The organism is Maridesulfovibrio ferrireducens, from assembly GCF_016342405.1.
GTDB lineage: Bacteria > Desulfobacterota > Desulfovibrionia > Desulfovibrionales > Desulfovibrionaceae > Maridesulfovibrio > Maridesulfovibrio ferrireducens_A.
In genome coordinates, this window is record NZ_JAEINN010000002.1 from 1 (window position 1) to 22,761 (window position 22,761).

Consider the following 22,761-nt stretch of genomic DNA (forward strand, 5'->3'; position numbering starts at 1 on the left):
GGAGAAGCTGTAAAGTTAACGCAGCTTATCCTTTATGCAAAGTTCATTAGAGTTGCACTTGCGAGTTGAATTCAGGATATATAAGATTGCTTTTTTCCAATAAAAGAAATCCCGTGCGGTAACGCACGGGATTTCTTTTATTTAACTGAGACTACATATCTGGTTGACGGCCCCCGTCCTTGTTTGGTGAGCATTTCACGTTTAACAAAATCCTGCAGGTCATATATAGCAGTACGCGTTGGAAGACGTCCTCCAACCATTTCTTGATATTCTTTGCGTGTAACTGTCTTTTTGGTTCTAATCGTAGGCCATGCTGCACTTTGTCTTTCATTTAACTGCGATGTTTCGTCTATGGTTTCAACCGGTTTACTTTTTTCTTGTTTTTGGGGGTCGGAAGGTTTTTCTTCTACGGGATTATGGATATTTTCTTTCTCTGAAAAAGAGGTCGCGTCAACATCGGAAAGTGGTGTTTTTGATTCGATTTCACCTTCAAGCCTAATTTCCTCTGGCTGGATGATCTTGCCCTCAGCCATTACTGTGGCTCTTGTTATACAATTGACAAGTTCGCGAACGTTACCGGACCATTGGTAGGATACCAGTTTACTAAGCGCTCCTTTACTGATGCCCATATCGGTCCGCCCGGTGAGCTGTTCGGCTTGCTTGAGATAATAAATACTCAACAACGGGATATTTTCAGGGTGTTCCCGTAGTGCTGGAGTCGCAATTGAGACAACTTTCAGTCGATAATATAAATCTTCTCTGAAAATCTTTTGTTTAATCAGAGAAGGTATGTCGACGTTAGTTGCGGCAATGATTCTGACATTGAAATCAACTTCTTTATCACTGCCTAGAGGTTTTATTTTTCTTGATGCAATAGCTCTAAGAAGTGATTGCTGAACTTTTGGTGATGCAGATTGGATTTCATCCAGAAATAACGTTCCGCCGTTCGCTTCATTGAAAGCTCCGCTGCGGTCGGTTTTCGCATCAGAAAATGCTCCTTTGACGTGCCCAAATAATACATCCAGCAAAAGGTTTTCATCAAGCGCACCACAGTTGATAGCAACAAAAGGCAATTTTTTGCGGTTGCTCTGACTATGGATGGCTTCTGCGACAAGTTGTTTGCCGGTTCCCGTTTCTCCGGAAATGAGAACATCTACATCTACTTGAGCGGCTTTTAATATGTCGGATTTCAGGCTTGAAATTATCGGACCATGTCCAATTATTTCAGGTATGAGACTTAGTTCTACGTCCACCAGAGTTTCTAATTCCCGTTTAAGATCTGCCGGTTCACGTTTGTTTACATTGAAGATGGCTTCATCCTTGGCCTGTAGCTCAGTAACCTGCTGTTTAACCCTCCTGATAATGTTGTTAATCGAACGTTGAAGCATCTCCACATCAAACCCGCAGTATGGAAGATTAATTTCCTCTAATGTTTCCAGTGAACTCAGTTCGTTCATTCTTGTGGCCAGTCTGAGGACCGGAGTTGTTAGAATTTTTCCGATGCAAAGTATAAGGAACGATATAAGCGCAATTGTGCCGATTGTGACCATAAGCATTACGTCAAAATGTTTATATCCCGCGATGATCGGGAGTTGGCTTCTGTCTACAAATATAACCCCGCCGTAAACCATGGGAGGGCTGTTTACAGCCGTTTTGAAGTTAACAGGAGCGTAAGAGAAATAATAAGATTTGACGTTTGAATTGGCTTCATCTGTTTCAGCAATTTCTAGCAAACCGTATTCATTATTTTTAATTTTTTCCAGAGCTTGCCAGTATGTTGCGTGATTTTTATTTGGCCTGAACGCGGAAGCATGTCCCTGTTTGCCTAATGTTCCTTCAAAATTTTCTCTGGCAAGAAAGGTTGTGAGTTCTTTGTCTTTTTCCTGAATCGAAGCCGATTGAAATAGAATCCAGCCTTCAGTGTTTAAAAGGTAGCTGAATCGCAGTTCCTGACTTCTGGGGAATGCCCATAAGGGGGATTGTTCCGAATTATACAGTGAAAGAATATTACGTATCTGTGAAGCTTCGACTGAAAGAAATAAAATTCCGGGAGGATTTTTATGGTCTCCGGGAAAATAGGTATAAAAACGAATGACATGAGTGCTGATATGAAGATTTGAAGCATTGGCATCGGGTAGAGGGTATACAACTTTCATCACTTGTGAAGGCTGAACTTCCCCTGGTTTTAGCAAATTTATTTTTTCGAGTTCCAACAGGGGATTCGGCTCTATCCGTGATGATTCGGTTAGACTCATCTCATTAATTATTCCATTTCGCTGCACAAGGACGACGGGTTTTCCTCCCGATGCAGGAAGATAGGCAAGTTCAAAATATTTATTTCCGCCTGCCCGTAAGTGTCTCTCCATCATGTTTCGCAGTGAGTTAGACTGCATATCGCCTTGCGCGAAGAAAAGCAGGTCTGTTCTGCAAGTATCCATGTATTGCTCGACTTCGTGAACAATTGCCAAAGTTTGGATTTTGACGGTTCGAGTAAGTGCAATGTTAACATACTCGTCAGCTACGCGGTAAGACGTATATCCTGTAAATAGTAGGATTGCTAAAATGGAGGGAAGGAGAGTGAGTAATAACTTTCCTCTGAGCCCCAGTTTTCTAGATATTTTGCTTACGATATTTCGCAAGCCTTCCTTATTGGATTTTTTATCTGATGAGGATTCAGCCATGCCGTTCTCCTTGGGTACAGATCATCTTTATTATAGATAGTTCATAATTTCACTATCTTTTGCGGTATGCCTCTTCGCTTTGTATTGTCAATAGCTTTTGGCATACGGATTGCTTTAAAAGTATGTCATGTGTGAATTTTAAACATGGTTTTTGCTAGATAATATAATAGTTTGTAATAATTGAGTAATGCTGAAAAAAATGTGGCAATTTCGTGCAAAAGGATTTCATGATGAAAAAACAGGTGTATCGCGGAGTTCATAAACTCCTTCTCGTTTCAATGATTATTGTTCCCGCCATACCGCTTCTTCTGGCGGTGACTATCGGTTATTATTCCTATTCAAAAACAACGGAAAAATTGGTTGTAAGTGCAATTCGTCAATCGGCTATAGATCATAGGGATATAATTTCGGTATTCCTTAAAGAGAGGCAGTCGGATTTGCAGGAATATTTGAATTTAATACCCCCTGAGCATTTGAAACGAGGGTTGGAGCATGAAGATATTGCTTTGATGTATAAATATGCTGGTGGCGTATTTCAGGATTTGGGTTTGATTGCACCGGATGGGGTTCAGGTGTCATATGCAGGAGCATATGAACTGGCTGAAAAGAAATATCTTGATGCGCCTTGGTATCAAGGTGCTGTTAAAAAGGGATATTATGTCAGTGATGTATATTTAGGATATCGTAATGTTCCGCATTTTGTTGTGGCAGTCATGAAACGCATAGATGGTAAGCCATGGGTGCTGCGAGGTACTATCAATCCGGATATTTTTAGAAAACTTGTTGATGGAGTTAAACTTGGAGATACCGGCGAGGCTTATATTGTAAGTCAGGATGGTAAATTTCAGACTGCGCGCAGATCCGGTGGAAGACTTCTCGAAAATGATTTGTTTAATTATCCGTTTCAGAAAAAAAACATAATGTCGTTCCTCGGAAATGATGACGGTGCTGATTATTTATTTACATCTGCTCTTATGAATGATGGTAAATGGCGGCTTATCGTTCGGCAAAAGAGAGTTGATGCTTTTCGATCAACTAATAATGCCGGATATACAGTTCTTATTATTCTTCTTTGCGGAGGTGCTTTCATTGTTGTTCTGGCCTTTTTTGCTAGCCGTAAAATTTATGAAACACTTGAACGTCAGGCCGGTGATGTCTGTGCTCTTGAAAACCAGCTTATGCGGGCAGTTCGTCTTGCCGAGCTCGGAGAAATGTCGGCTGGCTTTGCTCATGAAATAAATAATCCATTGCAAATAATGAAAAGTGACCTCGCATTGTTGGAGATGGTTCTTGAAGATGTGTTTTCAAGCAACTGCGATCCGGTAATACGCGATGAAGTTCAGGATATCGCCGATCAGTTGAAGTTGCAGATTGATCGTTGCGCAGGCATTACCCGTGAAATTCTTAATTTCGGTCGGAGCAATAAGCCTGAGTTGCAGAATATTAATCTTGCAGTTTATTTGCCCGGAGTGGGGGCTATGGTTGAAAAGAAAGCCGTTGTTCATGGTATACAAATGAGCTGTACGATCAGTCCTGAAACACCTTTAATTGAGGCTGATCCCGGGCAGTTGCAGCAGGTAATGGTTAATCTGCTTAATAATGCGATTCATGCCGTTATTGATCGACATGGTTCTGAAGGTGGAAAAGTCAGAGTTGATGCTGCGCGCGGAGCGGATGGAAGTGCTGTTATTAAGGTAAGCGATAATGGGACAGGCATCAGTCCTGATTATTTGAACAAGGTTTTTGTTCCTTTCTTTTCTACTAAGGCTCCGGGAAAGGGTACAGGCCTCGGTCTGTCAGTGTGCCATACTATAATAACGTCTCTTGGTGGTGACCTAATCGTCGAAAGTGTTAAGAATGAGGGCACAGTTTTTACGATAACTTTACCGGGAATTAATAACTAATTTTGAATCATAAAGTCCTTTTTAACAGTGCATGCGTTTAAGGTTTATCCCTTGTAGCTAATTCTAAATATTAATACTTTTAAAAATCCTTTTTGACTCAGCATAAAATTGCTGGGCAAGAAGGATTTTTTTTTGGAAGAATTCTTCTTTTGCTTGATTGTTAAATGCTTAAACAAACTATTGCGTGATTAAAATGATTTATTTCAGTCACTTGTGATTGGCACGCTGGTTGCAAAAGTAAGCGTTAGAAATACGTAAAAACAAGTTGGGAAAAGGCACGGAGAAGTCACAAGCAACCAGATTAAGGTGTTTGGCTTCACCTAAAATGAAGTCAGACACAATGTGAGACAGCTATGGAACAGATGAAAATCATGCTTGTAGATGACGAAGAGCGTCTGCTCAGCACAACAAAAAAACTTTTCGAGAAGATGGGGATTGATGTTTTTACATCAACGTCCGGAAAGGATGCTCTCGAACTGCTTAGGACTGAAAACGTACATGTAATCTTTCTCGATATAAAGATGCCTGGAATGGATGGCATGGAAACTTTGCAGCGTATCAAGAAAGATTACCCGCTTATCGAAGTGATCATTCTCACGGGACACGCAACGATGGAGTCCGCAGTGGAAGGTCTGAAGTTGGGTGCGATGGATTTCCTGGTTAAGCCGGTGAGTATGAAGGACATTCTTGGGAAGGTTGAGGAGGCTTTTGAAAAAGTTTCACGCCACAAGAAGAAAATTCTTTCCGCCCGGATGGCTGATGTCGTCGAAGGTAGAAAGTAAAAATTGATAGAACTTCAAGGAGGTTGATAATGAGTAAGATTAAGGTCCTCATGGTCGACGATGAGGAACGCTTCCGTAACACGACAGCTAAGATACTGTCCCGCAAAGGATTTGAAACAGTCTTGGCGGAGAGTGGTGAAGAAGCTTTGGAAAAACTGGGGGAAAATCCGGATGTAGTCATTCTGGATGTGAAAATGAGTGGAATGGACGGACATGAAACATTGGCTCGGATTAAGGATCTTAAGCCCGATCTTCCAATAATCATGCTTACAGGTCATGGAGATCTTTCCGGTGCCAGAAAAGCTCATAAAACAGGCGCGTTCGATTTTCTTGCCAAGCCATGTGATATCGATCTTTTGGCTGATAAAATCCATGACGCTCATGCTTCTGTTTCCAAAAAGCCCTATCAGGAGAAGCTGGTAGAGCAAATAATGATTCCTCTGGATGACTATACTCTGATTCCGGATAACAGCACCGTGCGTGATGCCATCGCAGCACTGAAAAAGGCTATGAGTGAATTTGTAGCTACGAATAAGTTGATGGACACAGGACATCGTTCGGTTGTTGTCACTAATCCCAGCGGTAATGTCGTCGGTATACTTAATCCCTTAAATCTTATCAACGCAATCAGGCCCGATTATCTGTCAGCTCCTAAGCCTTCTACGGCGGATAGTCTGCAGTATTCAGCCATGTTCTGGGAAGGGCTTTTTACTTCCCGCGTTAAAGAAATCATGAACAAACCTGTGCGTGAACTGATGTCTGAAACACTTCCGACCATCAGTTTTGACGCAAACCTAATGGATGTTGCCAACAATATGGTGACAATGCCTGCACGGCGCATGGTTGTTCAGAAAGACGGCAGGGACATAGGCATCGTCCGGGAGCAGGAACTCTTCTATGAGATCGCCCGGATAATCTCATCGAGTTAATTATACTGAAGTAAAGCGATAGAGGTGAAACATGGCACAAGCAGAAAAAAGGGCGACAGGATACGATAAGTTCGTCAACTGGAAGTTGCTGATAATTCCAGTAGTAATATTCACGGTGCTCCTTCTTCTTCCAGCAACACAGGGAATGAAAAAGGTGGGAATGCAGTATTCTGTAGGCCCGAAGATTGTAACTAATTATATTTGTGAACAACTTTTTAACACTAAAAGTTTTGAAGTTGAGCAGTGGCAGGTTTTGACTGCTCAGATGATGGAACAAAATATGCGCATGGGGGCCTTATCCAAGGCTCGTTTCATGAAGCGTGATGCTAAATGGCTGAAGAAGTACAAGATTCAAGCTGATTCAGCCAATTTGAAAAAGGCTCTTAATTACGTAGATACCAAACTTACAGACGCAGCTTATCTCACGGTAATGAAGAAAGCGTTTGATCTTCGGAACAAGAATCTTTCGTATGAGGATTTATCCTCTTCAGAAAAGAAGAGTGCTGATAAGGGAGCATGGAAAATCAAGGTTGCCATCGCTATGGTTGTCTTTGTTGTCTTCTGCTTCATGACAGAATGTATGCCGCTTCCCGGTGTGTCGTTTTGTATCGGTCTGATTCTTGTCTTTAGCGGAGTAGTCTCACGAAGTGAGGTTGCAAGTCTTTACTGGTCAGATGCCTGCTGGTTTATCATGGGTTCGCTGATGTTCGCGGCCGCTTTCGTCAAGACGGGAGTGGATAAGAGAATGTGTCTGCTCATGTTTAAAAAACTGGCAGTTCCTAATGTGCGCTGGATTACGTTGATATTCTTCCTTGTAATCAGCCCGCTTGCAGCGTTTATTTCAGACCATGCACTGGCAGCAATGTTCCTGCCCATCGGTATGTTGCTTTATCAGAACAGTCTTACTGACGAGATTCCTGAAGATAAGGAACTTGCCAAGATGTTGATGATCGCAATTGCTATGGCTTGTAACATCGGTGGTCCTGGTGCTCCTTCCGGTGGAGCACGAAACGTTATTATGATGACTTATTTGTCAGACATGTTCGGCATGGACATTGGTTATGCACAGTGGATTATGTACTGTATGCCGTTTGTCATCGCGATGATTCCGATCACATGGATCGTAACCAATACTGTTTTCAAACCGAGAATTCGTTCTCTTGCTCCGGCTATGCGTCACCTCGAAGGTGAAATAGTAAAGATGGGTAAGTGGAATAAGAACCAGATATGGGCCATGATCATCTTTGTTATTATGGTCTTCGGTTGGTTTACTGAGAAGGCATTTTTCAACATGGGAATCTATCCTATCCGTCTGGGTATCGGTGTAATCGCCGTTGCCGGAGCTGTTGCCTACCTGTTGACCGGTGTTGTTAACTGGCGCGATTATCAGGAGAAGGTCGACTGGGGTGTAGTCTGGCTTTATGCAGGTGCAATCATCTTTGGTCGTACATTGGATAAGACCGGTGCTGCATATTGGTTAGCTCAGTCTGTTATTGATTCTCTTGCTCCGCTCGGTATGGATAAGGGGATCCCCCTCATGCTTACCTCGAACGGTTTGACAGCTGTACTGACAAACTTAATGGCTGATGGTCCGGCCGCGGCCGCAGTTGGTCCTATCACTTTGAATATGGCTAGTATTGTCCATCCGGGAACAACATTCCTGCCGTTTATGGCAATGGCTACAGCTATTTCATCTTCCTTTGCTTACTGCCTCATTATCGGAACTCCCCCTAACGCAATTGTATACGCCTCAGGATATCTTGAGCCTAAGGATTACCTTAGAGTCGGGGTGCCTATGTGGTTTATTGCGAACATTATGATCGTCATTCTCACATCGTTATACTGGTGTGGAATCGGGTTCGGTAGCTTACCGGGATTTTAAAAAACGATAATCAGTTTTATATACTCCGGCGGTTTCCCCATTGAGGGGGCCGCCGGGTCAGGAGGGTAACATTATGAAAAGCGATGAAAAAAAAGAACAGCTTTTTATCCATGAAAACGGCAACACATATTTTTCAAAGCAAACCGAGCGGAGATTCCTTTTTGTTTTCACGCTTGTCATGCTCGGTTGGGGCATGGTTGAAGGCTTAAATCGATTAATAGGCTAGGAGGAAGGGTTATGGAAGCTTCATGCACGCAGGCTGAAAAGATGGGAATCAGGGAGTACATGGATACTCTTTTCGCGATTATGCGTTCCCCTGCTAAATATTTTGAAAGTGTTGCAGACGAGAATGGGTCTAGACGGGCGCTCTTCTTTTTAATGATTTCGGGAATTTTTTATTGCTCCGTAAGCATGACATATTTCTTTGAAAATTCCCTCACTATGGGCGTTATTATGATGATTAATGCCGTTTTTATGCCCGCGCTCGGAGCTGCTTTTTCCTTTTGTATGATCAGTATGTCGACCCGGAGCAGAGTGCCATACAGCAAGGTTTTTAATGTTTATGCTTATGCCGGCGGAGCTCTCATGGTCATTTCATGGATTCCCGGTCTTGCAATGATACTGGAGCCTGTTCGTGCTGTGCTTGTAGGAATCGGGCTGGTCAAAGTTTGCGGTTTAAGAAAGATGCAGGCGGCTTTTTTAGTTATAATAACTGCTGTTTTACTGTTGATATTTTTTTGGACAGCCGCTCCGTTGGTTTTAGAAGTGCGGTCAATGTTCGGGTAGCGGCTAAGCCATAACAATTTTTACCTGCCCACAACATGACCCTGCTCTCACTCCCTCACCCGACAAGACCGGGGGCATAGAGTCCCCGGTCCCACTGGTAAGAAAATTTTTGAGGAGTATCCGGACATGAAGAAAATAAGGTTGCTGCTGGTAGATGATGAAAACGACTTCCTTAACGCTTATGTGCGGAGGCTGGTTCGTCGTAATGTTGAAGTTAGTGTGGCGTGTCGAGGGCGGGACGCTGTCGAAGCTGTAAAAGCTACAGATTTTGATGTCGTTGTTTTAGACGTAATGATGCCCGGTATGAATGGTATTGAGACCCTTCGGCAGATTAAGGCTGTTTCTCCTGCTCTTCCTGTAATCATTTTAACGGGGCATGCGAAATCTGAAGCTCTTGTCGAGGGAATGGAATGCGGGGCTTTTGACTTTTTGCTGAAGCCGGTCGGAACCGAAGATTTATACTACAAAATGTTAGATGCGATTCGGTCCCGGACTCTCGATTTAGTTTGACCAGCCGGAGAGATAATTATGCGTTCCATCTTTGAGATTATATCAAGAGTTGTACGAAATCCTTCAACTGAGAAGGATGACGGATCAAGGCAGTTTATCGCGCGTTGCGAAAATTTCAGATTACTACTTGCCGCGAATAACAAAGCGTTGGAAATTATGGCGGAGATGAGTGAAGAAGCTCGTTTAAATTCTCTTTTCGGAATGTCACATGTGAGATCTCAAAGCCTTAAAGTCTCGGCAAATGTCCGTCAGATGATAGAGCGTTTATGTCGCATGAATCCAGGAAAATATGATGCCTTAAAAGATGTTTTTAATATTATTGTTATGGAGATGGAAAAAGCTTCGGACAGTCGTTCTGAGCAGTCTCGAGGACCGTTGATTTTAACTATGGATGAAATTTGTGCAGAATCAATTTCCGAAACAGGATCTAAAATGGCTATGCTTGGAGAAATTCGTTCTGAGCTGGGTCTTAAAGTTCCTGAAGGGTTTTCCATAACAGCTTCAGCCTTTATGTTTTTTATGGAAAATTCCGGTCTGGATGATGAGATCAACCGGTTGATTCAGATAACCGACGGTAATGATTTAAATGAGCTTCAAACTCTGGAAGCAAGCATAAAACATGCAATAGATTTAGCTGCTATGCCGATTGAGCTTGAAGATTATATCGAAGGGGCTAGCTCAGAACTTTTGAAAGACAGACATGATTTACGGTTGGCAATACGCAGCAGTGCGTTAGGAGAAGATTCCGGAGAGGCCAGTTTTGCGGGGCAATTTCTTTCTGTTTTGGGTGTTTCTCCCGAAAATATAACGGATTCTTACAGGGCTGTTGTTGCAAGTATGTATTCTGCTACCGCCATGACTTACCTGCTTAATCAGGGGCTTCGTGAAGATGAGCTTGTCATGTGTGTAGGATGTCTTGAAATGATTGAATCCGTGGCTGGCGGAGTCATATACACTCGTGATCCTATTGGGAAACACAAGAATGCTCTGATAATAAGCGGAGTGCCGGGTCACCCCTGTTCGATTGTTGACGGAAGTGCACTTGCGGATACATGGGTTATGGATCGTGCTGATCGTACGCTTCGTGATGTTTTTATCGCTGATAAAGAGTGGCAATGTCTAAGTTCGTCAAATGGTCAAATTAATAGAGTTAAAGTGTCTGAAAACAGACGCAGTGTTCCTTCAATTCCTTATTCTGTAATTATTGAACTTGCTGAAATTGCGCTCAGGATTGAAAAGCATTTCAATTGTCCGCAGGATATTGAATGGGTTAAATCGTCTGACGGTCAGATTTATATATTGCAATGTCGTCCCTTGTCTGTCGCTGAGTCGCAGAGCAATGGCGATTCAATTCCTAAAAAAGATGAACATGAATCGCTCGCTATTTTGAGTAATTGTATTCCAGCCAGTCACGGTTTTGCCTGCGGTGAAGTCGTTATAGTCGAAACAGATGATGACATGTTTAATTTTCCCGACGGCGCAATTTTACTTACTTATAATGCCAAACCTCGTCTTGCTGCTTTGTTGCCGAGGGCCGGAGCTCTGATTTCAGAGCATGGCAGTGCGACCGGACATCTTGCGAATGTTGCCAGAGAATTCGGAATTCCAGCTTTTATTGGAATTACGGGAGCTGTGGAAAAGTTATCAGGAGTCGGTGTTGTCAGTGTTAATACTGCAACGGGCAGGATTTATCGCGGGTTTCTGAGTGGTCAAAATTATACTCGAGATAATCTTGCGGTTTTGCCGCAGAATAATCCCGTAATAACAGCCTTACGAAATACCCTGCCTTTTATTGTTCCGCTTTCGTTGACGGACCCGGATTCTTCTAAATTTACACCGTCTAATTGTGCATCGCTGCATGATATTACCAGATTTTGTCATGAAAAGGCTGTCGCGGAAATGTTCCGTGAAAATGCTATGTCCGCAGCAAATGCCAAGAGATTGAAGGGAGAACGTTTACTTCAATACTGGCTGATCGACCTCGGAGGCGGAACTTCTTCTTCGGTTGATGATAAATATATAAGTCTCTCTGATATTAAATCAAATACTATGAAAGCGTTATGGATCGGTATGACGCAAATTCCGTGGGACGGACCGCCTCCGGTTCAGGCCGCCGGTTTGATGTCTGTCATTTCTGAAGCGGCCTGTAATCCGGCACTGGCTCCGGGCATGTCTAATAATATGGGTGACCGTAACTATTTCATAGTGTCCAGAAATTATTGCAACCTTCAATCCCGCTTCGGTTTCCATTTTTGCACTGTGGAAGGGTATGCGGGTGATGACCCTGATGAAAATTATGCGTTTTTTCAATTTTCCGGCGGGGGGGCTGACAAGTCACGCCGCATGATTCGTTCTTGGTTAATTGCCGGAATTCTCGAAAAACAGGGATTTATTGTTGATGTAAAGGAAGACTCGCTTTTTGCCAGAATTGAAGGCGTTGCGGCGGAAGCTGTTGAGCAGGCACTTGCTGTTGCCGGATATTTGCTGGTTCATACCAGACAAATTGACATGGTTATGTCGGATTCTAATGCATATCGGAACTATCAGGTTAAATTCGCGCAGGACATAGAAGCTGTTCTATCAAGTTATAGTATCCAATCTTCCGAGCAGGGGAGGTCCTTATGACAAGCACTTCCTACACGAAGCTGAGATGGAAACTGATTGCAATAACCTTATGCTTTTCTCTCATACCTCTTTTTGCATTGGGCTATGTCATTCATGATCAGTTCAGTAAATCTTATGAAGAAAAACTGACCAGTAATCTGGTGCTCGTTGTTAATAGCAAGCGAGATACCATCGACATGTTTTTAAATGAACGGGTGGTGCAATTGCAGAATCTTGCCAATACGCACACGCTCGCGCAGATGACTGACCAAACATATCTGAATTCTCTTTTTGATATAATTCATAATACCTCACGGTCATTTATAGACCTTGGCGTTATCGGTCCGGATGGAAGCCATGAGGCTTATAGTGGTCCTTTTGATCTCCGGGATGTTAATTACAAAGACGAAGCATGGTTTAATCAGGTTATGCTTAAAGGAGTCTATGTAAGTGATGTTTTTATGGGATTTAGAAATTTTCCACATTTCATCATTGCAGTGAAAAGGCGAGAGGCTGGTAAAACATGGATATTAAGGGCCACCATTGATTCTGATGTTTTTACTACTCTTGTCAGAAATGTGCGGAGCGGTAAGCTCGGTGATGCCTATCTGGTCAATCGTAATTGGGAACTTCAAACTTCCTCAAGATTTGGCGGTAAGGTTTTATCCAAAGCCACGCTGCCTGAATATTCCGGTGGCAGACCTGTGGATATTTGTAAATGGACTGAAAGTGGAACAACTCATGTTGCGGCTATAACCTCTTTGTCACTTACCGACTGGAAACTTGTGGTGACTGAAAGTCCCGGAGAAGAGCTTTCGCCGTTGCTGCGGGTTCAATCCATGGTTTATCTTTTGTTTCTGATTTGCGCATGTATGATTTTTGCCGGCACGTATCTGACTGTTGCGTCTGTGGTCGGGAAATTAAAGGCTGCGAATGATGAAAGAGCTGCGCTGGATGCGACACTTATGCAATCAAGTAAAATGGCTTCTCTCGGTAAGATGGCGGCAGGAGTTGCGCATGAAATTAATAATCCTTTGTCTATTATAAGGGAAAGCGCCGGATGGATTCGCGATCTCATCAACGATGGAGAATTGGACGGATTCGAAGCTTTGGATGATCTCAATGAGGCTGTCAGCGACATTGACCGTCATGTTGAAAGAGCGCGGACAGTGACTCATAGAATGTTGGGTTTTGCCCGTAGAATGGAGCCGGCTCAGGAAGATGTTGATCTTAATATTCTGGCTAAACAGACCGTTGCTTTTCTGGAAAATGAAATCAAGTATCGCAATATTGAAGTCGTTTTTGATCTTGACTCAAACCTTCCATTAATAACTACAGATTCTAATCAGGTACAGCAGATAATTCTTAATTTGCTGGAAAACTCAATTGATGCTGTTGCTGAGAATGGAAGTATCACATTGGAAAGCCGTGTCGAGGGATCTTTCATTGCTATGGGAGTTAAGGATACGGGGACGGGGATATTGCCGGATCAGCTTACAAAAGTTTTTGATCCGTTTTTTACAACAAAATCAGCAGGCGAGGGTACAGGATTGGGCCTATCAATTATATACAGTACATTGAATAAACTGGGTGGTAAAATCACAGTGCAAAGTGAACATGGGCAGGGGGCTGTATTTACTTTTTTTCTACCGCTATCAGGCGTTGTCCACGATAGCTAGGAGGGACCATGTCCAGAATAAGAGTGCTTGTGGTGGATGATGAACCTGATTTCTTGAAGTTGATAGGGCGGAGACTTGCGAAGCGAAATGTTGATGTGGATGTTGCAAATAACGGACAGGAAGCCCTTAACTTTTTGTCGAAGACTTCAGTGAATGTGGTCATTTTAGATGTTAGAATGCCGGGACTGAGCGGTATTGAAACTCTTAAGGAAATCAGGCGCAGATATCATGATGTCGAAGTTATCATGCTTACGGGGCATGGTTCCGTGCAGTCAGGAATCGAGGGTATCAGTCATGGCGCATATGACTATATTCTTAAGCCTTTTTTGATTGATGATCTGCTTGAAAGAATACGCGCCGCGAACGAGCACTCAGAGCTTAAGCGACAGAGCAGGAATGTTTCATGACTCTTACACGGGCTAAGCAAACTCTCCAATTGGGGCAATACGCATATCCTCTGTCATATTTGGTGATATTGGTTGTTGCTTATGAATGGCCTTTTGCAGGAAGTGTTGCAGCGGTATTATCGTCCATTGGGTTGTGGTTGATTCTCAGGTCATCATCCTGCTCGCTCAAGCAAGCATGTGATGAACAGACGGACCTTAAGAATCAGCTCGTACAATCTCAAAAAATATCTGCGCTCGGTGAAATTTCAACAGGTATAGCGCATGAGATCAATAATCCGCTGAGTATTATCATGCAGGAAGCTGAATTGATGCGGACAAATCTTCACTCAGATTCGACCCAGAAAGAAATGGATGAGCTACGGGAAAGTCTGGATGTTGTTTTTCAGCAGGTGGAACGGTGCTCTGACATTACTCATAAGTTGTTGGATTTTGCCCGAAAGAGACATCCGGTTACACAGTGTGCAGATATTAATCGATTGTTACTGGATATGTTGAATTTGCTTCAATCCGAGACTGAAGCCAAAAATATCCGGATAGTAAAAAGATTCAGCGCTGATATTCCGAAAATAAAAACAGACCCACCTTTGTTGCGGCAGGTCTTTCTTAATCTACTGAATAACGCCGTTCAGGCTGTAGATAAGAGCGGCGAGATTCTGGTAACCACCTGGAACAGTGATGATATGGCTTTTGCTCAGATTCGTGATACCGGACCGGGTATTTCTGAAAAGGAGATAAAGCAAATATTTAATCCTTTTTATACGACCAAGCCTCCCGGGAAGGGGACAGGCCTAGGACTGTCCGTCAGTCTTCGGATTGTAAATCAGTTGGGCGGTTATATTACTGTAGACTCAGAGCTGGGAAAGGGCGCTGCTTTTACCGTTCATGTTCCTATTTAATATCAGAATATCAGGAGTATAAGATGGAAAAATCTTCAAAGGGGATTATTAAAGTTTTAGTTGTGGATGACGAGGAACGTTTTCGGAAAACTACAGTCCGTATGCTTAAAGATAAAGGTTTAGTGGTCGACGATGCTGCTGACGGGGTTATTGCTCTTGAAAAACTGGCGGAAAGTGATTTTGATGTTGTTCTGCTTGATATTAAAATGCCCGGACTTTCCGGAGAGGAAACCTTTCATAGAATTCAGCAGGATAGCTATGATGTGGAGACGGTTTTTCTTTCCGGACATGTTTCTCTTAACCGGGCTGTAGATTTAATTCAGCATGGAGCGTTTGATTATATCCTTAAACCTGCTTCATTTCGGGATATATTTAAAAAAATACAGAAGGCATATGAGCAGAAAATGCTCCGTAACGGTAAAATAGATATCCACGATCTGTTGAGTAATCCTGAATAACCATGCTTAATCATGGAGACATCTCATGACTGAATTTTCTCAAGATAATATGAGACTCTGCTATTGGAATGGTTCAATGAATCCCTTTATTATAGGGATTGTAGGAGTTGGGCCTGGGCTTAAGGTTCTTTTAGATATCATTAACAATGAGGTTTTTAGAGAGTTTCTTCCTGATATGACGCTGGTCGCAATAAGCGACATTCATCAAAAGAAAGACATCCTTGCAGTTCGTGAGCTTGGTATTCCATTATACAACACCTATGTTGAAATGCTTGAAGAACATTCTGAAATTAATCTGGTAATCGAAATGGCTGGCAGCATTGATATGTTTTCGAGTCTCAGAAAATATCTTCCGGAGTCTGTTTCTTTGATGGATCATCGTGAAATTGTGTTCTTCTGCGGCCTGCATGACATGGCGCTTGTGAAGGGGAATTATAAGAATAACTTAGCTCACCAACAGGTTTTAATCCAGTCGATCATAGACGAGATCCGGGAAGATATTTTCCTTATGGATAAGAACGGATGTGTTGTGGATATAAATAGTGTTGTATGGCGGAGAGCCGAAATCCCAAAAAGTGAATTGATAGGTAAAACCTGCTGGAACGCCGCACGCCTGCGTGACGGGTCCACTTTTTGTGATCAGTTTGATCCTGAATGTCCGTTCCATAAGACTCTCAAGAGTGGAAAAAAAGAAGAATCCCTTGTCACAAAGGTTAATAGCGATGGCCTTTTGCAATATTACAGGCTCTATGCGTATCCGATTTTCGACATGAGGGGTAAAATGTCTCACATAATGGTCATGCATCGGGATATTACTGAACGAACCCATCGTGAAAAGCACCAGAATCAACGTGATAAGCTTGCTGTCATCGGTGAGATGTCTACATATCTGGCTCATGAAATACGCAATCCGCTTTTTGCAATAGGGGGCTTTGCCAATTCATTATTTAAGTCTTCATGTCTTAACGAGAAGGACCGGGAGAAGGTTCAGATTATTGTTGAAGAAACAAAACGACTGGATAGATTGCTCACTAATATGCTTAATTTTGTTCGCTCTTCTCATTCATCAAGAAAGGAATTGGATATAGTTTCGGTTGTTCAAGGTGCGGCTGAATTGATGTCGATCGGTTATGGTCAGCAGGGGTACCGGATAGAGGTTTGTTCTGTGTCTCCGCTTCCAAATGTTCTTGGGGATGAAGACGCTTTGAAGCAATGTATTGTTAATCTGATTAAAAATGCAGTTGAAGCTATGCCTGAAGGCGGAGATATCACACTTAGTCTTGATTTGCATGATGGCGATGTTGTTTTGCAGGTAACCGATACCGGAGTTGGTATGAATGAGCATGAACAGGATCGTGTTTTTAATCCTTTTTATTCTACCAAAGAAGATGGCAGCGGGCTTGGCTTGGCAATGATTAAGAAGATTGTTGAAGAGCTGGGCGGGCGAGTGGAACTTGCAAGTAAGCCGGGCCAAGGCACAACTGTTTCTCTGTTTTTGCCTCCTGCCCTTGACGTTGAGGTTGCGGAAGTAAATGATGCTGTCGCAAATTAAAGAGATAATGAATAGCCCGTTGCGAGAGCTTTAGGTTTCAGTAATGTGTCGAAAATGGCAACGTTTTACCCTTGAATTCGGTTTAGTTGCCATGTACGTTGCAGCCCTCTAGTATTAAGAGGGCTTTTTCGTGTTTTCAGAGCTGGGATTAATTTTCATCCAAATGTGGGGAAGATCAAACCACGCAAAAAAAGGCTTACAACGTTTAAGTCGTAAGCCTTTATTATAAGCTGGTGCGGCAGGAAGGATTCGAACCCTCGGCCAACGGCTTAGAAGGCCGTAAACAAATATTTTCACTGCTTTTCATTTGTTTGCATATACTGCTGTTTTCCTAGTCTTAATCGCAATATGACTTGCATCTGTTTGCTTGCTTTTTCATCCATTTTCAGTACAAGTGTGGGGAAGAGTGTGGGGAAGAGCAGGAGGATGTATGGCTGGAGCTAAAAGGATTAAGACGAATTACCCTGGTGTATTCTTCATTGAAAGTGTCCATGAACTGACTAAAAAGATTGAAAAGGTCTACTATGTTCGTTTTCGGAAGAATGGAAAACTTGTAGAAGAGAAGGTCGGTCGGCAATATCGTGACGACATGACACCAGCTAAAGCTTCTAAGTTGCGGGCCATGAAAATAGACGGAGATATTCCGACTAACGATGAAGCTCGTGTTGCCCAAAAGGCTGCCAAAGAGGCTGAACATGCTAAATGGACAGTTGGTAAAATATGGGATGAATATCTACGCCAGCGCGGTGAAGTAACCAAAAGCCTCCGAAGCGATATTAATCGCTATAATAAATACCTCAAAGACCAGTTTGAAAATTACGAAACCGAAGAGCTGCGGACCATAGAAATTGATAGGCTGCGCTCTGACCTTCTAAAAAAACTATCCCCTCAATCCACCAAGCATGTTCTTGCGCTCCTCAAGCGTATCGTGAATTTCAGTATTAAGAAGGGGCTATGTCATGCCCCCGATCCTCGTTTACTTCATTTCGAGATGCCCAAGGTCGATAACACCAAGACTGAGAGTATGACCCAAGAACAGCTTAAGGCTTTCTGGCGAGCTCTCGATGAAGAAGTCGACCAGAATGCGGCTTCGCTTTTACGCTTGGCTCTGGCTACCGGCATGCGTCGTGGAGCACTATTTGCTTTGAAATGGGAAGACATTGATTTCGAGGAAAGGTTTATCACTCTCAGAGGTGAAGCTGCCAAGAAGAGAAAGACTGAAAAGATCCCTATGGCTCAACTGACTTATGACATCCTAAGGCAAATCGATCAGGTGGAAAGTGAATACGTATTTCCTGGGCATGATGGTAGCATGCGTACAGAGTTTGTCAGAATTGCCAGAAGAGTCCGTGATAAAGCTGGTCTACCCAAAGATTTCAGACCGCTTCACGGTTTGCGACATACTTTTGCATCGTTGCTAGCTTCGAGCGGAAAAGTTGATCTGTATACTTTGCAGAAGTTGCTAAGCCATGGAAGTCCACAGATGACTCAGCGGTATGCACATTTGGCAGATGAGTCGTTGCGTAGGGCTGCTTCTGTGGCTGATGATGTTTTGGGTGGTGGGGATTGATTGTTGAACCTAAAGTTAGGTTTACTTTTCATTAATCGTCGCCATCATCCCAGTCTTCGTCATCTTCATCATCATTCTCGTCCATACCCAAAAAAACATCTAAAGGAGAAGGACTGGATTCTTCAACGTCCCATGCCTTAAGAATATCTATCAGTTTATCATCTTCAAGGTCTTCCCATTCATCAGCTTTATCGATAACATCTTCACGTAACTTCTGCGCTGGCTTATTCCAACCGGACCGTTTTTTCATTTCATAAATAAGAGACTCCAAAAATGAAATCTCAAATTCTTCCGATGCCATAGCATCTGCCCAGATGTCTGGGACAAGGGCATCTTGAACATTGCGTTTTAACTTTTTAAGAAATTTATCATTTTCGAATTTAAGCAGAAGGCCATCATACCACCTATCCCATCTAGCATTAAATTCAACTAAGTCAGCATATTTCCATCGATTAGGAATCTCACGATCAACAAAATAATTGTTTATGTCAGCATGAATCGCATGTAGCTTGCGTCTGGCATGTTCACGATTGTTTTTTGCTAAGTCGACAAGACGATTGATTTTTTTTGCGCGAACTTTGAATTTTTCATACAGGACGTCTTCAACCTCATCATCGAAGATGACCGGACACCAATAGCCGTAACAGGTCTCAACGCAAAATTGTTTCCACGAGCCCTTTCCGCTATCAAAAACATCATCGTCAAAATCTGCTTCGTCAAAAAAAGTCATAAGTGAAACGGAATCTGTGGTCTTATCCTGCAAGGCAGGAGTTAGGTCGCTGGATTTTGACACAATTTCGTTGGGCAACTCCAGTTTGAAAGATGTTAGCCCGCTTTCTTTGCTCTCGTAAAATATCGTTCCCTGAAGCAGGATTTCACGCAAGGAACTGCTTTTTACAGCCTTATCTCGAACCTTCTCACTGAGAATTACGACCTTTTTTTCATCATCAACCAATGACTCGAAATACTCCTCCATCTGTCTGTAAATAGGAGCTGAAACAGTTCGTTCAGTATTAAAATCCCTTGATTCCAGCAGCACTTCTTCGTTTCTCTCTCGGGCGGCGCAGGTGAAATTCATGGAGCCGATGATAAAGGTGTCGCATTTAGTTGTTTTCACAAGGTAAAGTTTGGTATGGAATATTGATCCGTAACGAACCAGATATATCCCGCTGCCTTTATTGTAATTATCCACAATAATCTTATTGAGCCGGGCAAGCTCTTCACCAATTTTTTCATCATTGTAATGACTGGCATGTTCATCAATGAAGATTCGAAGCAAACAGCCGCGCTGATCTTTTCTGCCTTCCAAAAAATCAAGCAACTGCTGGATTGAAGCCGTATCAATATAACCGCTCGCGATGGAGACAGAACGAATCCTGCCTTTCACATCGAAGAGTTTTTCAATTGACCGGAACTCTTTTCCTTCCCCTCTCAAAGAATGGAATTTCATAACTGCTCCTTAAATCCTGTGCATAAAAAAGGCCGCAACATCCTTTTGGATAGGGGCTTAATAGTACAATAATACTAAAGTTGCCAGTTGATACTGAATCGTACTCCTTTAGAAGCCATGCGTTTTTCAAGCTGGGGGGGGGGAAGGTTAAGCCCAGCCTGCCCTGTCAGGCAGTCGTTTGTAACTTGAACATCATTAAAAGTTATTCCGCTTCATACGAACATAAATTGCGCTATGCCGAGATCTTTCCAAATGTTCAAGTAGCTGGAAGATAATGAAATTATGGAGTTATAGCAGGGAGCAATCATGCCATACATAGGCTGCACTAAGAAATTATTGGCTGAGTTGAAAATTAAAGCACCTGCTGAGCATTTCGATTTTAGAGGATTGCGTGGCTGGAATGGCACTACCTTTCGCCTTTATCGTAGTAAGTCTGTCTTGCTGGTTAATGATGAAACCCGATTCGCAGTTTTCATTCCACGGTTGGTGAAAAATGATTTCGCAAGTTTTGACCGAGTCTTCCGTAATTACTTCAAAGAGACTTTGGAGTGGGCTGGTGCTGATGATAGTCAAATTGCCAAGGCTTTGCTTCAGTGTGGCGGGTGCTCATACGGGAAGACTCACAACCGGAACGTGCTTGGTACTATGAACGACATGAAGCAGGCTATCGAGCATGTTCTTTGGCATAAATTTGTACGTCTGCCGAAAGGTCCGGAAGAGATCAGGTATGTGACGATGCTCTTGAATAATACTCCTTATCAAGGGAAAGATCTTGGAGAATATGTGTTTGCTGCTGTGAAGATGCGTAAAATGCTTGCCGAACTGTAATTATTCTTGTTCAAGGGTTTCTATTGTGTTGTTTATTCACTATTATTGTGTTTAAATGACATTATGATGTCACTATTTGATGAAAAACTCCCTTCTGAGGCGCTAGTAGCACTAGCACGAAATATCCGAGAACTGCGGCTGAATCGCCAGTGGACTCAGGACACTCTTTCCGAGCGTTCTGGAGTTCCTCTTTCCACTTTGCGCAAGTTCGAGCGTACGGGTAAAATCTCTCTTGAATCATTCCTCAAAGTGGCTTTTAGCCTAGAGGTGTTGGATGAGTTGCTGGTAGCAACAGAACCTAAAGAGCAGAGCTTTACCTCCATGGATCAGGTGCTTGATAAAGTTGAACCTAAGAAACGGAAGCGGGGGCGAAAGTCATGACACAAAAGAAAGCTGTACATGAAAAACTAGATGTTTTCGGCAACTTCGGATCTGTGCGGAATCATGTAGGCGTGTTGGCCGTGCGTGATGGTGAGATCTACTTTGAGTACACGGATGATTTCTTACAAACAGGTATGGAAATATCTCCATTCAAATTGCCCACGAAGAATCAGTTTGTTCACTGTAAATCTCCGTTTGAGAATTTGCCGGGAGTTTTCTATGACTCTCTTCCAGATGGCTGGGGCCGGCTTCTCATGGAAAGGGTTCTGCGCGGTAAGGGAATTCATCCCAGTCAGATAACACCGCTAGACCGACTGGCCTTTGTGGGAATTAGCGGACTTGGGGCTTTAGAATATGAGCCTGCAGTATCACAGTCTAGGGCGAGAGAATTGTCACTGGATGAGATCGCTGGTTATGCCAAAAATGTACTCGCTGAAGAGCTTTCCGGTACTCCTCAAGATGTTATCGAAGCTTTACTACATCTTAATGGATCGTCAGCCGGAGCACGTCCGAAAGTGCTCGTCAGGGTATTTGAAGATGGTACGTTAAATTGTTCCCCACTCTCAGGTAGTGCCGGAAATGCCGATCTTAATCGCGGTGCTGAAGCATGGATGGTCAAATTCCCGAACACTCACGATGGTAAAGATAGCGGTGCGCTTGAGTATGTCTATTCAATTATGGCTCGTAAGGCTGGTATTGAAATGCCTCCCACAAGACTCTTTCCGGCCAAAGACGGTCCGGGCTATTTCGGTATCAAACGATTTGATGTTACTTTACATGAAAGATTTCATATGCATACAGCTTGTGGACTTCTTGAAGCAGATTACCGTGTGCCAACACTGGACTATCAGGACCTCATAAAACTCACCTATATCCTCACCAAGAATCAGCAGGAAGTAGAAAAGATCTACCGTCTGGCTGTTTTCAACGTTCTAGCCCACAACCGTGACGATCATGGAAAGAACTTTACCTACTTAATGGACAAATTCGGACAATGGTCTTTCGCTCCAGCATACGATCTTACATATTCTCATGGCCCCAATGGGGAGCAGTCTACCATGATAATGGGAGAGGGGAGGAACCCTGGCAAAGAACATTTGATGGCGTTGGCTGGTGTTGCGGATATCAGTGAGAAAAAAGCTGGGCAGTGTATTGAGCAAGTACAGGATAGTTTGGCAGGATTTGAAATGCTGGCTGGGAAGTGTGGAATTTTTGTGGGCTTGATAAGGGAAGTTGTAGGTGGTTTTAGTGTTTGATTTTATATGAATGAAGTGCCCACCTTGCACCGGACAATCTAAGAGTGATTGTTGCGGTGCTGGACAAATAGTAATTAATTACCTAAGGCTAAATTATAATTTGATATTAAATATAAACAAGCCGTGTCCATTATAGTTATAACTTTCTGCAAAGCTAACACTAGCTGCATGAAAAAAGATCAGCCAATCCATAATTAATAAACTAG

At 42.9% G+C, this 22,761-nt stretch carries 19 protein-coding genes; 17 read left to right on the plus strand and 2 right to left on the minus strand.

The window, feature by feature from the left end; all coding sequences use genetic code 11:
- Positions 1-137: 137 nt before the first annotated feature.
- Positions 138-2,681 (minus strand): sigma 54-interacting transcriptional regulator, encoded by a 2,544-nt coding sequence (locus JEY82_RS01850; RefSeq protein WP_304082048.1) that lies wholly within the window; start codon positions 2,679-2,681, stop codon positions 138-140.
- 230 nt (positions 2,682-2,911) lie between these two features.
- Here JEY82_RS01850 and JEY82_RS01855 point away from each other — a divergent pair, with 230 nt between their 5' ends.
- The 14 genes from JEY82_RS01855 (at position 2,912) to JEY82_RS01920 (ending at position 18,640) form a co-directional block, all read left to right on the plus strand.
- Entirely contained in the window at positions 2,912-4,585 is a 1,674-nt protein-coding gene (locus JEY82_RS01855) for a PAS domain-containing sensor histidine kinase (RefSeq protein WP_304082050.1), read from the plus strand.
- Positions 4,586-4,938: 353 nt separating this feature from the next.
- The gene (locus JEY82_RS01860; protein ID WP_304082052.1) at positions 4,939-5,367 is read left to right on the plus strand and encodes a response regulator; all 429 of its coding nucleotides are present in this window, start codon (positions 4,939-4,941) and stop codon (positions 5,365-5,367) included.
- Positions 5,368-5,396: 29 nt separating this feature from the next.
- Positions 5,397-6,296 (plus strand): response regulator, encoded by a 900-nt coding sequence (locus tag JEY82_RS01865; RefSeq protein ID WP_304082053.1) that lies wholly within the window; start codon positions 5,397-5,399, stop codon positions 6,294-6,296.
- Positions 6,297-6,327: 31 nt separating this feature from the next.
- Entirely contained in the window at positions 6,328-8,178 is a 1,851-nt protein-coding gene (locus JEY82_RS01870) for a DASS family sodium-coupled anion symporter (RefSeq protein WP_304082054.1), read from the plus strand.
- A 73-nt stretch (positions 8,179-8,251) separates the two neighbouring features.
- Positions 8,252-8,404 carry a hypothetical protein gene (locus tag JEY82_RS01875; RefSeq protein ID WP_304082056.1) on the plus strand — a complete coding sequence of 51 codons (153 nt, stop codon included), beginning with the start codon at positions 8,252-8,254 and terminating at the stop codon, positions 8,402-8,404.
- A gap of 11 nt (positions 8,405-8,415) precedes the next feature.
- The gene (locus JEY82_RS01880) at positions 8,416-8,964 is read left to right on the plus strand and encodes a YIP1 family protein (protein ID WP_304082057.1); all 549 of its coding nucleotides are present in this window, start codon (positions 8,416-8,418) and stop codon (positions 8,962-8,964) included.
- Between the two features lie 126 nt (positions 8,965-9,090).
- On the plus strand, positions 9,091-9,474 hold the full coding sequence (locus JEY82_RS01885) for a response regulator (RefSeq protein ID WP_170830397.1): 384 nt from the start codon (positions 9,091-9,093) through the stop codon (positions 9,472-9,474).
- 18 nt (positions 9,475-9,492) lie between these two features.
- Complete coding sequence (locus JEY82_RS01890; RefSeq protein ID WP_304082061.1) at positions 9,493-12,099, plus strand: PEP/pyruvate-binding domain-containing protein; 2,607 nt, start codon at positions 9,493-9,495, stop codon at positions 12,097-12,099.
- Positions 12,096-13,757 carry a PAS domain-containing sensor histidine kinase gene (locus JEY82_RS01895; protein ID WP_304082062.1) on the plus strand — a complete coding sequence of 554 codons (1,662 nt, stop codon included), beginning with the start codon at positions 12,096-12,098 and terminating at the stop codon, positions 13,755-13,757. The genes JEY82_RS01890 and JEY82_RS01895 overlap by 4 nt, the downstream gene beginning before the upstream one ends.
- Positions 13,758-13,765: 8 nt before the next feature.
- Positions 13,766-14,164, plus strand: coding sequence for a response regulator (locus tag JEY82_RS01900; protein WP_304082064.1), 399 nt, complete (start codon positions 13,766-13,768; stop codon positions 14,162-14,164).
- Positions 14,161-15,060 carry a sensor histidine kinase gene (locus JEY82_RS01905; RefSeq protein WP_304082066.1) on the plus strand — a complete coding sequence of 300 codons (900 nt, stop codon included), beginning with the start codon at positions 14,161-14,163 and terminating at the stop codon, positions 15,058-15,060. Before JEY82_RS01900 ends, JEY82_RS01905 begins: the two co-directional genes overlap by 4 nt.
- 23 nt (positions 15,061-15,083) lie before the next feature.
- Positions 15,084-15,518 (plus strand): response regulator, encoded by a 435-nt coding sequence (locus JEY82_RS01910; protein ID WP_304082068.1) that lies wholly within the window; start codon positions 15,084-15,086, stop codon positions 15,516-15,518.
- Between the two features lie 25 nt (positions 15,519-15,543).
- Complete coding sequence (locus JEY82_RS01915) at positions 15,544-17,070, plus strand: ATP-binding protein (RefSeq protein ID WP_304082070.1); 1,527 nt, start codon at positions 15,544-15,546, stop codon at positions 17,068-17,070.
- A 430-nt stretch (positions 17,071-17,500) separates the two neighbouring features.
- A complete protein-coding gene (locus JEY82_RS01920; RefSeq protein WP_304082072.1) occupies positions 17,501-18,640 on the plus strand; it encodes a site-specific integrase in 1,140 nt (379 codons plus the stop codon).
- 31 nt (positions 18,641-18,671) lie between these two features.
- On the opposite strand, the gene JEY82_RS01925 is transcribed toward JEY82_RS01920, so the two are convergent.
- Positions 18,672-20,090 carry a phospholipase D family protein gene (locus JEY82_RS01925; RefSeq protein ID WP_304082074.1) on the minus strand — a complete coding sequence of 473 codons (1,419 nt, stop codon included), beginning with the start codon at positions 20,088-20,090 and terminating at the stop codon, positions 18,672-18,674.
- A 306-nt stretch (positions 20,091-20,396) separates the two neighbouring features.
- Between JEY82_RS01925 and JEY82_RS01930 the strand changes: the two genes are divergently transcribed.
- The 3 genes from JEY82_RS01930 to JEY82_RS01940 are packed head-to-tail and all read left to right on the plus strand — an operon-like array spanning position 20,397 to position 22,555.
- Positions 20,397-20,918: a hypothetical protein gene (locus JEY82_RS01930; protein WP_304082076.1), complete on the plus strand. Its 522-nt coding sequence runs from the start codon at positions 20,397-20,399 to the stop codon at positions 20,916-20,918.
- A 45-nt stretch (positions 20,919-20,963) separates the two neighbouring features.
- Positions 20,964-21,299 carry a helix-turn-helix domain-containing protein gene (locus JEY82_RS01935; RefSeq protein WP_304082078.1) on the plus strand — a complete coding sequence of 112 codons (336 nt, stop codon included), beginning with the start codon at positions 20,964-20,966 and terminating at the stop codon, positions 21,297-21,299.
- On the plus strand, positions 21,296-22,555 hold the full coding sequence (locus tag JEY82_RS01940; RefSeq protein WP_304082080.1) for a type II toxin-antitoxin system HipA family toxin: 1,260 nt from the start codon (positions 21,296-21,298) through the stop codon (positions 22,553-22,555). Before JEY82_RS01935 ends, JEY82_RS01940 begins: the two co-directional genes overlap by 4 nt.
- Positions 22,556-22,761 lie beyond the last annotated feature (206 nt).

Excerpts from the sequence above, each read along its gene's own strand:
- JEY82_RS01905 (WP_304082066.1), top strand. The coding sequence starts at position 14,161 with ATGACTCTTACACGGGCTAAGCAAACTCTCCAATTGGGGCAATACGCA.
- JEY82_RS01925 (WP_304082074.1), bottom strand. The coding sequence starts at position 20,090 with ATGAAATTCCATTCTTTGAGAGGGGAAGGAAAAGAGTTCCGGTCAATT.
- JEY82_RS01885 (WP_170830397.1), top strand. The coding sequence starts at position 9,091 with ATGAAGAAAATAAGGTTGCTGCTGGTAGATGATGAAAACGACTTCCTT.
- JEY82_RS01940 (WP_304082080.1), top strand. The coding sequence starts at position 21,296 with ATGACACAAAAGAAAGCTGTACATGAAAAACTAGATGTTTTCGGCAAC.
- JEY82_RS01930 (WP_304082076.1), top strand. The coding sequence starts at position 20,397 with ATGCCATACATAGGCTGCACTAAGAAATTATTGGCTGAGTTGAAAATT.
- JEY82_RS01920 (WP_304082072.1), top strand. The coding sequence starts at position 17,501 with ATGGCTGGAGCTAAAAGGATTAAGACGAATTACCCTGGTGTATTCTTC.
- JEY82_RS01915 (WP_304082070.1), top strand. The coding sequence starts at position 15,544 with ATGACTGAATTTTCTCAAGATAATATGAGACTCTGCTATTGGAATGGT.
- JEY82_RS01890 (WP_304082061.1), top strand. The coding sequence starts at position 9,493 with ATGCGTTCCATCTTTGAGATTATATCAAGAGTTGTACGAAATCCTTCA.
- JEY82_RS01875 (WP_304082056.1), top strand. The coding sequence starts at position 8,252 with ATGAAAAGCGATGAAAAAAAAGAACAGCTTTTTATCCATGAAAACGGC.
- JEY82_RS01910 (WP_304082068.1), top strand. The coding sequence starts at position 15,084 with ATGGAAAAATCTTCAAAGGGGATTATTAAAGTTTTAGTTGTGGATGAC.
- JEY82_RS01850 (WP_304082048.1), bottom strand. The coding sequence starts at position 2,681 with ATGGCTGAATCCTCATCAGATAAAAAATCCAATAAGGAAGGCTTGCGA.
- JEY82_RS01865 (WP_304082053.1), top strand. The coding sequence starts at position 5,397 with ATGAGTAAGATTAAGGTCCTCATGGTCGACGATGAGGAACGCTTCCGT.
- JEY82_RS01880 (WP_304082057.1), top strand. The coding sequence starts at position 8,416 with ATGGAAGCTTCATGCACGCAGGCTGAAAAGATGGGAATCAGGGAGTAC.
- JEY82_RS01870 (WP_304082054.1), top strand. The coding sequence starts at position 6,328 with ATGGCACAAGCAGAAAAAAGGGCGACAGGATACGATAAGTTCGTCAAC.
- JEY82_RS01860 (WP_304082052.1), top strand. The coding sequence starts at position 4,939 with ATGGAACAGATGAAAATCATGCTTGTAGATGACGAAGAGCGTCTGCTC.
- JEY82_RS01855 (WP_304082050.1), top strand. The coding sequence starts at position 2,912 with ATGAAAAAACAGGTGTATCGCGGAGTTCATAAACTCCTTCTCGTTTCA.
- JEY82_RS01900 (WP_304082064.1), top strand. The coding sequence starts at position 13,766 with ATGTCCAGAATAAGAGTGCTTGTGGTGGATGATGAACCTGATTTCTTG.
- JEY82_RS01895 (WP_304082062.1), top strand. The coding sequence starts at position 12,096 with ATGACAAGCACTTCCTACACGAAGCTGAGATGGAAACTGATTGCAATA.